This is a genomic window from Paucisalibacillus globulus, from assembly GCF_900184735.1.
GTDB lineage: Bacteria > Bacillota > Bacilli > Bacillales > Amphibacillaceae > Ornithinibacillus > Ornithinibacillus globulus_B.
Genome location: NZ_LT855395.1, coordinates 413,475 through 427,998, shown reverse-complemented (window position 1 = coordinate 427,998; position 14,524 = coordinate 413,475). Strand labels below are relative to the sequence as shown.

The 14,524-nt window shown below is 38.0% G+C and carries 15 protein-coding genes; 13 read left to right on the top strand and 2 right to left on the bottom strand.

The annotated features are described in order from the left end of the window. Position 1: 1 nt before the first annotated feature. On the bottom strand, positions 2-877 hold the full coding sequence (gene htpX, locus BN999_RS16275) for a protease HtpX (protein WP_096273096.1): 876 nt from the start codon (positions 875-877) through the stop codon (positions 2-4). A gap of 143 nt (positions 878-1,020) precedes the next feature. Here htpX and BN999_RS16270 point away from each other — a divergent pair, with 143 nt between their 5' ends. From BN999_RS16270 to BN999_RS16245, 6 genes are all read left to right on the top strand, one after another. Then, positions 1,021-1,503: a PaaI family thioesterase gene (locus BN999_RS16270; protein WP_096273094.1), complete on the top strand. Its 483-nt coding sequence runs from the start codon at positions 1,021-1,023 to the stop codon at positions 1,501-1,503. Between the two features lie 18 nt (positions 1,504-1,521). Beyond that, positions 1,522-1,812, top strand: coding sequence for a DUF3219 family protein (locus BN999_RS16265; RefSeq protein ID WP_096273092.1), 291 nt, complete (start codon positions 1,522-1,524; stop codon positions 1,810-1,812). Positions 1,813-1,942: 130 nt separating this feature from the next. Beyond that, positions 1,943-2,569 (top strand): LytTR family DNA-binding domain-containing protein, encoded by a 627-nt coding sequence (locus BN999_RS16260; protein ID WP_096273090.1) that lies wholly within the window; start codon positions 1,943-1,945, stop codon positions 2,567-2,569. A gap of 129 nt (positions 2,570-2,698) precedes the next feature. Next, complete coding sequence (locus tag BN999_RS16255) at positions 2,699-4,216, top strand: acetyl-CoA hydrolase/transferase family protein (protein ID WP_096273088.1); 1,518 nt, start codon at positions 2,699-2,701, stop codon at positions 4,214-4,216. Positions 4,217-4,462: 246 nt separating this feature from the next. Further along, the gene (locus BN999_RS16250; RefSeq protein ID WP_096273086.1) at positions 4,463-4,936 is read left to right on the top strand and encodes a hypothetical protein; all 474 of its coding nucleotides are present in this window, start codon (positions 4,463-4,465) and stop codon (positions 4,934-4,936) included. 107 nt (positions 4,937-5,043) lie between these two features. Beyond that, positions 5,044-6,975, top strand: coding sequence for an ATP-dependent DNA helicase (locus tag BN999_RS16245; RefSeq protein ID WP_096273084.1), 1,932 nt, complete (start codon positions 5,044-5,046; stop codon positions 6,973-6,975). A gap of 503 nt (positions 6,976-7,478) precedes the next feature. On the opposite strand, the gene BN999_RS16240 is transcribed toward BN999_RS16245, so the two are convergent. Next, the gene (locus BN999_RS16240; protein WP_096273082.1) at positions 7,479-8,093 is read right to left on the bottom strand and encodes an NUDIX hydrolase; all 615 of its coding nucleotides are present in this window, start codon (positions 8,091-8,093) and stop codon (positions 7,479-7,481) included. A gap of 127 nt (positions 8,094-8,220) precedes the next feature. On the opposite strand from BN999_RS16240, the gene BN999_RS16235 reads away from it, so the two are divergent. The 7 genes from BN999_RS16235 to BN999_RS16205 all read left to right on the top strand — a co-directional run bounded on the left by BN999_RS16235 (position 8,221) and on the right by BN999_RS16205 (position 14,325). Then, positions 8,221-8,739 (top strand): DUF3231 family protein, encoded by a 519-nt coding sequence (locus BN999_RS16235; RefSeq protein ID WP_096273217.1) that lies wholly within the window; start codon positions 8,221-8,223, stop codon positions 8,737-8,739. Positions 8,740-8,916: 177 nt separating this feature from the next. Continuing rightward, positions 8,917-9,969, top strand: a complete 1,053-nt coding sequence (locus BN999_RS16230) for a fatty acid desaturase (protein WP_096273081.1) — start codon at positions 8,917-8,919, stop codon at positions 9,967-9,969. Positions 9,970-10,057: 88 nt separating this feature from the next. Next, positions 10,058-11,191, top strand: coding sequence for a sensor histidine kinase (locus BN999_RS16225; protein ID WP_096273079.1), 1,134 nt, complete (start codon positions 10,058-10,060; stop codon positions 11,189-11,191). Continuing rightward, a complete protein-coding gene (locus tag BN999_RS16220; protein ID WP_096273077.1) occupies positions 11,188-11,790 on the top strand; it encodes a response regulator transcription factor in 603 nt (200 codons plus the stop codon). Before BN999_RS16225 ends, BN999_RS16220 begins: the two co-directional genes overlap by 4 nt. A 330-nt stretch (positions 11,791-12,120) precedes the next feature. Continuing rightward, positions 12,121-12,726 carry an NAD(P)H:quinone oxidoreductase gene (wrbA, locus tag BN999_RS16215; RefSeq protein ID WP_096273075.1) on the top strand — a complete coding sequence of 202 codons (606 nt, stop codon included), beginning with the start codon at positions 12,121-12,123 and terminating at the stop codon, positions 12,724-12,726. A 140-nt stretch (positions 12,727-12,866) separates the two neighbouring features. Then, entirely contained in the window at positions 12,867-13,652 is a 786-nt protein-coding gene (locus tag BN999_RS16210) for an ion transporter (RefSeq protein WP_096273073.1), read from the top strand. A 34-nt stretch (positions 13,653-13,686) separates the two neighbouring features. Continuing rightward, entirely contained in the window at positions 13,687-14,325 is a 639-nt protein-coding gene (locus BN999_RS16205; protein ID WP_096273071.1) for a pentapeptide repeat-containing protein, read from the top strand. The last annotated feature ends 199 nt before the right edge of the window (positions 14,326-14,524 follow it).

Here is a 14,524-nt window from a genome sequence, read left to right as displayed (position 1 = left end):
TTTAAGCTAAACGTTTAATACGTTCATCTAAATCAGGGTGTGTAGAGAATAAAGATGATTTTCGTCTATTACTAATTTTTAAAGTGGCAATAGATGTATCTTCTCCACCTTTAATGCGATTGGTGTAGGCTTTTAAGCTTTCCAGTGCATGACGCATTTTATCTTTACCAGCTAAATCTGCACCACCACGGTCTGCGTGGTACTCGCGGTGTCGAGAATAAGCGTAAACTACGATACTACCTAAGATTGAGAATACAATTTGGAAAATAATAATGGCAATAAAATGCACGATTGGTGCCAGTTCTTCTTTAACAAAGCGGGAAGCGATAAATGCTGCAACACGTGACAAGAATACAACAAATGTATTCACCACACCTTGCAGTAATGTCATGGTAACCATATCCCCATTAGCGATATGTGCTACCTCATGTGCAATAACACCTTCAATCGCGTCGTCATCCATTTCTTGTAGTAAGCCAGTAGAAACAGCTACCATGGAACGCTTCTTAGAAGGACCAGTTGCAAAGGCATTTACTTCAGGAGATTGATAGATTCCAACTTCAGGCATATGCATAAGTCCAGCAGCTCTAGATAAACGGTGAACCTTCTCAACAACTGCTTTTTCGTACTCATTCATTGGACCATTTGGATCAATAACTTGTACACCCATCATTTTCTTTGCCATCCAACGTGAAATGGCTAGTGAAATGAATGCTCCTGTAAAACCAATAACAGCACTAAAAATTAGCAATTGCAGAAAGTCGATATTTCCTGCACTCGTAATATATCTACCGATCGGGAAGACGCTAAAAATGATACTAATCGTTAAAAGTACTAAAACGTTCGTTAGTAAGAAATAAAAAATTCTTTTTCCCATATTCTCACCTTTCTATTTTTAAATTTTTTAAAATTGTATTTACAAAACGATTATGTTTATTATAAGGGTAAAAGCTCTTGTTGTCATCTGGAATATATATATGAACAGATGGTACAAGATATTCGAGAAAAGGAGTGGGAGAAGTGGCAGAAAAAGTTAAGCATGCTATTCAAGATGATTATGCAGATGACTATTCTTGGTGTTATGGTTGTGGAAGATTAAATGAGAAAGGTCTTCGCTTGAGAACTGGTTGGGACGGTGATAAAACGGTAACCATTTATACACCTCGAGAAGAACAAATGGCAATTCCGGGTTTTGTGTATGGAGGGGTCATTGCATCATTGGTTGATTGTCATGGGACTGGATCTGCTGCACTTGCCTTACATCGCAAGAATGGCCATGAGCCAGGAGATGGCGAAGAACCTCCAAGATTTGTTACGGGATCTCTGAAAGTAGACTATTTGAAACCAACACCACAAGGTAAAGTATTGAAAGCCGTTGGCACAGTGGAAGAGATACATCCAAAGAAGTGGAAAGTACAAACGGAAGTGTATGTTGAGGATGTCTGCGTTGTTAAAGGGGAAGTAATAGCAGTTGTCATGCCAAACACATTTACCCAATCATAATCGAGGTGAAAGACACTAATGACTAGAATTTGGATCAATGATTTAGAAGTAGAAGTGGATCAATTAAACGAAACAAAGATCGAAAAGAACGGACACACACTCTATCAATTAGAAGTAGAGTTTAAAGTAACGCATGATACCTATCATGATGTGACCACGGAATTATACAAAAATGATTTCCTCGTGAAAGTACCAGATAAAAGTCTTGAATTTCAAGCGGAAATAAACAACTACTCCACTTCCATTACTAATTTGTATGAAGAAGATGCTGTTGGTGATTTCAAATTAGTGCTAGTACAAAGGAAGTAATAGGAAGGGTTCTTGGGGACAATACCAAGAGCCCTTTTTATATCAATCCATGTTAAAATACAACTAACTTCGGGCACATTCTACTGGGTGCCTATCATCAGAGCTAATAGGACAAAGGAGTTATAGTTGTATGGATATTTTAAATATCATCGGTGAGCTTTTTTCGGACGAGATTTCTATAGCGGTAACACGAGGGGACAAGTATGTGTATTACAGGCCAAGTAAACGAATTGATTTAAAAATCCGGCCAGGCGACCTTGTGAAAGAGGGGACCATTGCGTTTAAAGCATGGCAATCTGAACAGAAAGTTTCGGAGTTTATTGACCGAAATGTTTTTGGTGTTCCATATCATGGGATGGCCGTTCCTTTTAAAGAAAAAGGCGAAATTGCTGGGTGTGTTTTAGCCATTTATCCAGCATTTACGGAAGGCAAATCCGTGATCACATTAAAGTCACAAGATGGATGGAAACCAGTACCATTTCATGATGTACACTATATTGAGGTAAAAGACCGTAAAACCCACGTCTATTCGAGTGAATTCGCCGGAACTCATAAAAACACATTACAAGAGTTTGAATATAATCTTCCGAGAGAAATGTTTATTCGTTGTCACCGCTCGTTTATTGTCAATGTACATCATATAAAGGAGATTTTTCCAGATACCCATTCTACATTCTTATTAGAAATGATAAATGGAGATACCATTCCGGTTAGTCAATCTTACTCCAGTTATTTCCGTAAATTACTTGGGTTTTAGAAAAATATTCTGCTTTAGACATAGAATTCCTTGGTTCACCCCATAATTTACTTATCCCGTCTAGTTTTCACAATTGTCACATTTAATAAGCTAAAATGAATGAAAACGCTTAACAAGGGGGATGGCAATATGGAAAACGTGACAGATCGTATTAAAGATCCTCGTTTACGAGATAGAGTGGTTTCAGCAGATGTTGCAGCATCTTGGATTCAGGATGGTATGACATTGGGGTTAAGTGGATTTACTCGTGCAGGTGATGTGAAGGCAGTGCCGATGGCGTTAGTAAAGCGTGCAGAAGCAGGGGAGAATTTTAAAGTCAATGTATTTACAGGGGCTTCTCTTGGTTCGGATGTGGATAAATTATTTGCTGAGGTTGGAATTATAAATAAACGCCTTCCATTCCAAGCAGATCCTACGATGAGAAAGAAGTTAAATGCTGGGGAGCATTTATTTGTAGATCATCACTTATCCCATACAGCTGAATTGCTACGAGCTAATGTTATCGATCAAGTTGATTATGCAATTTTGGAAGCGATTTCGATTAAAGAAGATGGAACCATTATTCCAACAACTTCCATCGGTAACTCAATGGCTTTTGCTGAAAATGCGAAGAATATCATAGTAGAAATTAATCTTGCCCAGTCTGAACTGTTAGAAGGGTTGCATGACTTATACAGTCCAGGAAAACAAGGTGAACGTGATCCAATTCCGTTAACAAAGGCGAATGATAGAATTGGTACTATCGGGATTCCGGTAGATGATGACAAAATTAAGGGCATTGTATTTACGAATCAAGTAGATTCCGCGTCCACTATTGTTCCGCCAGATGAAGAAACACAAATTATGGCTAATCATCTACTAGATTTCTTACGTAAGGAAATAGAAGTTGGTAGATTAACAGAACGATTAGCACCGTTACAATCCGGTATTGGCTCTGTTGCGAATGCTGTCCTACATGGTATGGTTGATTCCGAATTCAAGAACTTAGAAGTATACTCGGAAGTGCTTCAAGATGCAGTATTTGACTTAATTGATGCAGGAAAAGTAGATTTCGCATCTTGCTGTTCTATTACACTATCGGAAGAGAAAATGAAAGAGGTTTATAGCAACTTTGAGAATTATCGTGATAAATTAATCATGCGTCCACAGGAGATATCGAACCATCCTGAAATTATTAGACGCCTAGGGTTAATATCCATCAATACGGCACTTGAGTTTGATATTTATGGTAATGTGAATTCTACTCATGTTTCTGGAACAAAAATGATGAATGGAATTGGTGGCTCTGGAGATTTTGCCCGCAATGCTAGATTAGCAATCTTTGTTACGAAATCTATTGCTAAGGGCGGAGATATTTCTAGTATCGTACCTTTTGTCTCCCATGTTGATCATACAGAGCATGACGTTGATATTGTCGTAACGGAGCAAGGTTATGCTGACCTAAGAGGACTCGCTCCACGTGAAAGAGTTCCACTAATTATTGAAAACTGTGTACATCCAACATACCGTGCACAACTTTTGGAGTATTATGAAGAAGCACTTGAACGGGGTGGGCAGACTCCACATGTGCTAGAAAAAGCATTCTCCTGGCATGAAAACTATGCCAAGCATGGAACAATGCTGAAAAGTGAACTGGTAACAAATTAGATTTCTTATAGAAAAAGGGGAGAAAGGCAATACACCAAGCTAAGGTAGTATTGCTACGGAATCGATAATCTTGGGGCAGCTTGATTATCGGTAACATAGTTTCATATATTTAGGGGTTTGTTTACTATATACAACGTTTATAACCGATATTCTTTCTGGGGGGAAGGAAAATCGGTTATATTTTTAGTGAAACTATTTAGGATATGAATCGTATGAAAAATATCGACAAAAAAAGGGTGAACGCATATGGGATATAGATTTTCAGATACAAGTGATTGGTCTAAACAGGCATTTGGGTCATTTGCTGCAGCCGTCATTGCGCTTATTTCGATGGTTCTGACCGTGCAACGACAACCTGATATGGAGGTAATATTCTTATCTCTTGGATTATTACCTGTCGTGATTGGTGTGATTCGTGGAATCCATTATATGAATCGTTCAAGTCAAGATTATATTAATATGACCCCAAGTGAACTAGAGGTTAATCATGGTCCATTACTACCAACTAAACGGGCAAATTATTACGATATTGCATATTGCGTTGAATTTCATAATTATGACCGGAAGATTATAACGATTAAGTTAATCAACGACAAAGAAATCACATTCCATGGGGAGTGGCTCACAGAAAATGACTACGCGGAACTAAAAAATGAATTAGTGAGAAGAACCGGTAATGATAAATTATTTCGTTTTAGAGGGAGTGAAAAAGTACTTTAATCTTCGTTACAAAATGAGCAAATACATAAGATGCAAAAGATAGTAAAAACATGGACCGGCATGATAGAATTATTCCTATGTTAAAAATGTAAAAATGAGGGAACTAAATGCCAACTAAAAGTACTTTACCATTTCAAGTTTCAAAAACAGAAAACTTCTATGATAAATTAGGCGATTATGTCGGGGATGTTTTTTATGATATTTTGCCTGAGCAAGGATTTGAGACACGAGACGAGCAAATTTTCATGGCCTTCCAATTGGAAAAAGCTTTTAAAGAACGACGTACAATTTTTGCCGAGGCTGGTGTCGGAACGGGAAAGACATTCGCTTATCTAATTTATGCCATTTGTTATGCTCGCTACATTGGCCAACCTGCGATTATATCCTGCGCTGATGAAACCTTGATTGAACAGCTAGTGAAAAAGGGCGGAGATATCGAAAAACTAGAAAAAGCATTAGGCCTTCAAGTGGATGTAAGATTAGCAAAGGCAAGAGAAAATTACGTATGTGCCCGTAAATTGGACAACTTGATAAGTGAAACAAATGATGAAGATATCACCAGAGTGTACGATGAGATACCTGACTTTGTCTTTGATACCAGTTCAGCTAAGAAGGCTTTTGAACGATATGGTGACCGTAAAGAATATCCGTGGGTATCGGATGAAACATGGGAAATGATTGCCTGGGACCCTCTTCAACAATGTGCAACTTGTCAATTAAGGCATCGAAGCGGACAAACATTGAACCGTGAGTATTACCGTCACGCGACTGATTTAATCATTTGTTCACATGATTTCTATATGGAGCACGTATGGACGAAGGAATCAAGAAAGAGAGAAGGGCAAATCCCATTACTACCAGAAGCAAGTACGGTAATTTTTGATGAAGGACACTTACTCGAATTCTCTGCACAAAAAGGGCTAACCTATCGCTTTCATTCTGAAACCCTTAATCAGGTTCTTACGGGATACATGGGACAAGATGTTCGTGAAGAATCGTTATACCTTATTGAAGATATTCTAACCTTACATGAAGACTGGTTCGATGCGCTTAGTGAATCAGCTAGTAATATAGCTGGATCTAACCGAAAAGAAGTACAAGTTACAAAGGGTATGTTAGAAATAGCGTCAACACTATATGGAAAAGTGGAAAAGCTGCTTGACCAGTTAGTTTTTGATGCAGAGATGTTTACGATTGACGGTTATCATCTTAAGATTATTGAGGAGTATTTGGAGTTTTACCATTATGGATTATCTATATTCCTGAAAGAGGATGAAGGGATCTCTTGGATTGAAGAATCTAAAAACACAACAACTTTAGTGCTTATGCCAAGGCTGGTAGAAGATGTGTTGAAGAAAGAGGTATTTTCAAAAAATATTCCATTTGTATTCTCATCTGCAACTCTATCTCAAGGTGGAGACTTTTCATATTTGGCAAAAAGCCTTGGAATTGATTCCTATGATTCATTCTCCGTGGAATCACCATTTGAGTATGAAGAACAAATGCAGCTATTTGGTCATATGGAGCAAGATAAGGAACAAAAGTGGAGCCGAATTGGTGACCAAATCCAAGAGAATAATGGAAGTACACTAGTATTATTTTCAAATATAGAGGAAATGAACGAATTCCGGCTCTGGGCAAGAGAGAAGGACTGGTCCTTTAAATTCTTATATGAAGGGGACCGAGAGATAAGTGAAATCGTTCATCACTTCCAAACCGAAACCGATTCTGTTCTATGTGCATACCACTTATGGGAAGGCCTAGATGTTCCGGGAGAAGCCTTAAGCCAAGTAATCATTTCATCACTACCATTTCCACCACATGACCCGGTCTTTAAAGCCAAGCGAAAACATGTGGCAAATCCAGAAAGAGAAGTAGATGCACCATACATGCTACTACGTCTTCGTCAAGGTATCGGACGATTAATCCGAACCAGTGAAGACAACGGTTCTATTCATATATGGATGAAGGAACAAGAATGGGAAACGTACAAAGACGAAATAAAATCTGTCATGCCTGTTGAGATAAAATGGGATTAAATAAAAATCGGCTAGGATTATGTAATCCTAGCCGATTATATTTATGATGAAATTAGTATTAACGAGGTTAATGGGGACTGCGAATTGTTATTTCATTCCAATGTTTGAATCAAAATGAATAATGATAACTTGCCATTCATCATTTTACTCTGGTGTTCGAGTCAAAAAGAAATATGATAACCAGCCTTTCATCATTTCACTCTTATAATCGAATCAAAAAGAAAAGTGAGAAGCCGTTACTCATCATTTCATTCCCATATTCAAGTCAAAAAGAATAATGAGAGCCAGCCACACATCATTTCATTCCCATATATATGTCAAAAAGAAATATAAGAACCAGCCATTCATCATTTCACTCTTATAATCAAATCAAAAAGAATAATGAGGAGCTGTCACTCATCATTTCAATCCCACATTCAAGTCAAGAAGAATAATAAGAACCAGCCATTCATCATTTTACTCTCATAATTAAATCAAAAAGAATAATGACAACCAACAATTCATTAACTCTTTATTAACTTTATAAAATGCGTCAATATCTTCGCCGTCAGACCCCATATGACCCGGTCTTCATAACGATAAAACAGCTCATTGATATGACGAACTTTCCAATTATAATCTTCTCCACCAACAATTAAATCAAATGGGAAGTTTTCTTCGGGTATTACTTTGAAGTTTACTTTATAGGACTCAGGAGTAGTGTTAAGAAAGTGAGATAAAGGAACTGTGAAGTAATCTCCAACTTCTTCATTAGGAGTGATTTCGTCAATGTGTTGAAGTTCGCCTACATAAGGATAGATAATTCTTCCCATGTCTGAAACGATGTAATCTATCGGTGTTACATCTACTATATTTTCCTTGTTAATTCCAAGTTCTTCGGTTGTTTCTCGTATGGCACATTCCATTGGAGTAGGATCAGTTGGGTCAATACGGCCACCTGGAAAGCATATATCTCCTGGTTGGGTTCGTAATTTCATCGAACGAACTTCAAATAAAATATGGGTATCTCCATTAATATTAACTAACGGAATAAGAACAGCCGACCGTTTGAAATCCTCCATTCCCATAATGCCCGGTTCTTTCTCCGACAACTGTCCTAGAATATTGTTGATGTCCATAACTCCCCCTCCTGCTATTATTTTATATATCATTATACTAATAAACAACGAAATAAAACCAATATATTAATTGTGCTACTCACTTATATTGGACGGTCGATTAGAAACTGTGCAGAAACTAGGTATTATGGTAGCGCAACATACTCGCTCCGGAAATCCAACAGATGAACCGATGCATTACGGAGAGGTTTATGGTGTTTGGACAGCTGTGTTTTCTGGAAAGGCAATGGTTGCTGCATACCAAACTTTATTAAACCATACAGGCGACGAAGACTTAAAACAACTAATTAAAGAAGCAATTGAACAAGGTAAGCAGGATTTAACGGAGCTAGAAGCATTGTTAAAAGCAAATGGTGTTGGGTTACCACCAACTCCACCAGAGCGCCCGACTGCAGATTTAGAATCCATACCTACTGGCGCTCGTTTTATGGATAATGAAATTGCAGGTAAGGTATCTGCCGATGTTGCTGCTGGCTTAGTAGCAGCTAGCACTGCAATTGGTCAGTGTATACGTGAAGATATTGCAGCATTGTTTGGGAAAATACATACCCAAAAAGCAGCATTTGGTGCGAAGCTTCTTAAGTTAAATAAAGACAAAGGCTGGCTTGTACCCCCACCACTTCATCTTTCCAAGGGTGAAGAATAAATAGCTCAGGAAGAATAAGTAAGCAGTGGTGATGATGAAAATCATCACCCTTTTTTATTGGGCAATTACATACCCAATATGACATTTGTCATATTGAAATCCTGACATATATGACTTATAAAACATATGATTCCAACCTATTATATAACTAATAACTTAAAATCGAGGAGGAATAATGTGAGTAAACAAAAACAAGCGCAATTGAGAAAGAGTGTCATGCCTTACGCTAAATCTAATACAAGGGCTAGTATTATTCAGATAGCCAATACGATCATTCCATTTTTAGTACTATGGTTCCTTGCCTATCAGAGTCTGGCAATATCAATTTGGTTAGCGGTACCTTGTATCATTCTTGCTGCAGGTTTTGTAGTCCGAACCTTTATTATTTTCCATGATTGTACACATATGTCCTTTTTCCAGAACAAAAAGGCAAACCGGATAATTGGAACTATTACAGGTATCATCACGCACTTTGCATTTGAAAAATGGAAATGGAGTCACTCTATTCATCACGCTACTAGTAGTAACTTAGATAAACGTGGTGTTGGTGATGTTTGGGTCATGACGGTAGATGAGTATATAGAAGCTTCGTTTTGGGGTAGATTGGCGTATCGTCTATATCGAAATCCAATCATCATGTTTGGATTAGGACCGCTATATCTATTTTTAATCTCCAACCGCTTTAATCGCAAAGGTGCAAAAAGAAAAGAACGGATCAATACGTACTTAATTAATGTATCTATCGTGGCAATCTATGCATTATTAATATGGGCGATCGGTTGGCAGGCGTTCTTAATCATTCAACTACCTATCTTATTTATTGCTGGGGCGGCAGGCATTTGGTTGTTTTATGTTCAACATCAGTTCGAGGATTCCTACTTTGAAAATGAAGAGGAATGGGACTATGTCAAAGCAGCTGTGGACGGAAGCTCTTATTATAAGTTGCCTAAAATTATCGAGTGGTTAACTGGAAGTATCGGATATCACCATGTTCACCATTTAAGCCCAAGAGTACCGAATTACAACTTAGAAAAAGCACATGAATCTACACCACCATTACAAAAAGCAACAACGATAACCTTAAAGACTAGCTTGCAATCCATTCGATTCCGTTTATACGATGAGGCGAGTAAAACATTTGTAAGCTTTAAGGAAATTAAAGAACGCTTAAAGGAACCAAAAGCAAATATACAACTGCCAACAAGAAAAACTAGTATTCAAGAAAAGTAATATTTGATAAAAACCCTTCGTTTGAAAGGGTTTTTGTATTATCTAATATCTGCTATACTCAAGCTAAACAGGAAATAGGAGGAAGAAAATGCAAAAATGGTATCATATTTTTTCTAAGAATACAGGTCTGAGTATTTATATTTGGGTTGTATTCTGTATCCTTCCATTCTATTTCATCATTAGGTTCTCTACTCCAACAGAGGTTCTTATCGGGGTATTTATGATCGTCGCTTTTTTTACTACTTTTCGCTTATCCTATATAAAAAAAGGATGGACCGTCTATTTATCAGTTGGAATTGAAATGGCTATTAGTATTGGGATGACCTTATATTTTGGCTATGTCTATTTCTCTTTATTTCTTGCCTTTTATATAGGAAATATCCAAAACAAGGCCGGATTTATTACGCTTTATGTCGTTCATCTGGTCACGACTATTTCAGCTACCACAATAGGATTTTTTACACAAAGCCAAATCTTCTTTTCACAGCTTCCATTTATCATCATTAGTGTTATTGGTGTCATACTATTGCCTTTCAATATGTATAATCGAATAAAGCGGGAAAAGCTTGAACACCAATTGGAAGATGCTAATGTCCGGATCTCGCAATTAATGGTGATGGAAGAAAGACAGCGTATCGCCCGGGACTTACATGATACGTTAGGACAAAAACTTTCATTAATTGGACTGAAAAGCGATTTAGCTGGGAGGTTGTTACAAAAACATCCCGAAAAAGTTCAAAAAGAAATATTGGATATTCACCAAACAGCAAGAACGGCATTAAAAGAAGTGCGAGAAATGGTTTCTGATATGCGAAGTACGAAATTAGAGGATGAAGTCCACCACGCCCAACAGGTAATTGGTGCAGCGGAAATGAAATTTCTTCTCGAAGGTAATCCTGTACTCGAGCGCACACCATTATTAGTTGAAAACGTTCTTGGAATGTGCTTGAAAGAAGCGGTGACGAACGTGGTGAAACACAGTCAAGCTACATCATGCTCGGTTAACATTCAGCAATTACCAGGTGAGGTTAGTATTATTATCAAAGACGATGGAATAGGAATTGGTAATATAGCTAAGTCAAAAGGTAATGGACTACGCGGTATGCGGGAACGGTTAGACTTTGTCAATGGAAGCTTGGAAATTGAGAACAGAGATGGAACGGTACTAACCATTCGGATCCCAAATGTTGTAAAGCAACAACAAGAGGAGAGATTGTCATGATTCGTATTGTGATCGCTGAAGACCAACGGCTTTTGCTCGGTGCCCTAGGATCCTTACTAGATTTAGAGGATGATATGGAAGTGGTTGGCATGGCAAAAGATGGGGAAGAGGCTTTAAAACTGATCAATCAGTATAAACCTGATATTTGTATAATGGATATCGAAATGCCGGTAAAAAGCGGGTTGGATGTTGCGGAAGAAATAAAAGACTATGATTGTAAAGTCATTATCTTAACAACCTTCGCGAGAGCTGGGTATTTTGAACGTGCCCGTGATGCTAATGTCAGTGGTTATCTATTAAAAGACAGTCCTAGTGAAGAATTAGCCAATTCGATTCGGGTTATTATGGATGGTCGGAAAATATACGCTCCCGAATTAATTGATATTGCCTATAACAAGGAGGATAACCCACTATCAGAACGTGAGGAGCAGGTTATTAAGTTAATTGCAGAGGGAAAAAACACGAAAGAAATAGCAAATCAACTTTATCTGACAACCGGAACAGTACGGAATTATGTATCGGTAATATTGGATAAACTCGATGTCAGTAATCGTATTGAAGCCATTTCACGTTTCCGAGAAAAAGGTTGGTTTAAATAATAAGGAGACTGGGACATAACTAAAAGTATAAGTTGAGAACCTGAACGAAACACCACATCAGCTCCGGAAATATACGGAGACTCCTACGGGAGGATAGGCATCGGTGAGACCCCGGAAGAGCTTTAGCTCTGAGGAGGCTCACCAGCCGCCCGTGGAAAGCGTAGTATATTTCCGAAGCGGGTCTATGCGCTTTTTCATGTTCGTTCGGATTTTAATCAACTAAAACTCTTTTGTCCCAGCCTCTTTTATTTCAGTAATAATTTTTCCTAGTCATAAATAATTACGATTGGTAAATAATAGAAGCGTAATTTGTAATTTATGAAAAGGAGAATGGTAATGGTAAAATTAGCAGTTATTTATTACAGTTCCACTGGAACGAACTATCAGCTAGCAAAGTGGGCTGAAGAGGCTGGAAAAGAGGCCGGAGCAGAAGTGAAGGTTGTAAAGGTACCAGAGCTTGCTCCAGAAGCAGCTATCGCTTCTAATCCCGGATGGAAAGCACATATTGATGCAACGAAGGAAGTTCCAGAAGCGACATCAGAGGACATCGAATGGGCAGATGCGATTATCTTTAGTGTACCAACTAGATTTGGTAATGTAGCTTCACAAATGAAACAATTCCTAGATATGCAAGGTGGACTATGGGCGACAGGTAAAACAGTTAACAAAGTAGTTAGTGCCATGACTTCAGCACAAAATCCGCATGGGGGTCAAGAAGCAACTATTCTAGCCCTTTATACATCCATGATGCATTGGGGTGCTATTATCGTACCACCAGGATATACAGATACATTATTAATGGCTGCAGGTGGTAACCCTTATGGAACCAGTGTAACGCAAGGGCAAGATGGTAAGATGATAGAAGATGTTCAAGCGGCAGTTAAACATCAAGCAAAGCGAACAATAGAAATTGCTCAAAAAGTTGCAGGGAACTAATCAGATTTTGAAAAAGGTATTAGAGTGAGCGCTCTAATACCTTTTTTGATGGCTTTAATAAGAATTAGCCGAATCCATTTAATAGATGACAGAAAATGATACAAACCGTAAAATGTTAGATGGGGGAGGAAGAAACACAGATGAATAGTTTTAAGCAAGCATGTAGAAACGTATCGGAGCATCCGATATTTTCGAATACGATTATTGTATTAATTATTATAAATGCTATTTTAGTAGGGCTAGAAACGTATACTTCGATTGCAAGTAAGTATCATGATTGGATTATTCTTGGAGACAGAATATTGCTCTGGATATTTACAGTAGAGATTATTATTCGATTAATTGGAAGAACATCAATAAAGGATTTCATAAGGGACCCTTGGAATGTATTTGATATTGTAATCGTTTCATTAGGTCACTTATTGACTGGCAGCCATTATGTTACCGTTCTACGTGTTGTGAGGGTTTTACGATTGTTGAGAGCAGTGTCCGTTATTCCATCCTTACGTAAAATGGTCAATGCATTATTACTTACCATTCCCTCCATGGGAACCATTTTATTATTACTGGGTATTTTCTTTTACATATATGCTGTAATTGGCACCATGCTGTATAGTGATATCGCACCGGAATATTTTGCAACCTTACATGATTCGCTATTAAGTCTTTTCCAAGTGATTACATTGGAATCGTGGGCAAGCGGTGTGATGAGGCCCATTCTAGCAGAAGACCCAACATCTTGGTGGTACTTCGTCACGTTTATTGTGATTGGAGCCTTTGTTATTATCAATCTATTTGTTGGGGTTATTGTCAATAATGTGGAAGAAGCATCTCGCGAGGAAACACCTTCGCCAACAGATATTAAGCTTGCAGAACTACAAAAGGAATTAGCTGATATTAAGAAATTGCTAGAAAGAAAATCTTGATATGATAGGAAAAATATATTAAAAGGAGAAGGATATGGTTAAATCATTTAAAGTAAATCCGCCTAAAATAGTTTACGATCTACCAGTAGAAGATTTTCATCCTCAGGAACGTGGATACTATGACAACTGCACCTTCAAGGACTGTGTCATAACAAGAGAAGACATGGACCGTATGGTATTTGATCAAGTTGTTTTTGAACGAGTGACATTTGAAGGAACTGACTTTACTGATATTCAATTAACCGACTGTGTCTTTGTCCAATGTGATTTATCGAATACGGACTTTTCTAAAGGAAGTATTCACCGTGTGGAACTTAAGAAATGTAGAATGATTGGATTTACCATCCCAGAATCGACCTTGGAAAACGTATTATTCGATAACTGCCAGATGAACCTTTCTACATTTGGATACACTAAGTTAAAACAGGTCAGATTTTCTGAATGTACGATGCAAGGTAGTGATTTCTATGAATGTAAGATTCAAAAGGTGGACTTACAGAATTGCATGATAGATGAAGCGAATTTTTCCAATTCGAAACTAACTGGTGTGGATTTGACAACCTGCAAGTTTGAAAGACTACAGGTTTCTCTTGATAGCTTACAAGGTTGTATAGTATCTACCGAACAAGCTTTAGGATTTGCACGGATTTTAGGGTTGGAGATTAAAGACTAGTCATAGATAAGAATGAGGCTTAAAAAAAGAGGCTGGGACATAACTAAAAGTATAAGTTAAAAACCTGAACGTAACGCCACATCAGCTCCGGAAATATACGGAGACTCCTGCGGGAGGATAGGCATCGGTGAGACCCCGGAAGAGCTTTAGCTCTGAGGAGGCTCACCAGCCGCCCGCGGAAAGCGTAGTATATTTCCGG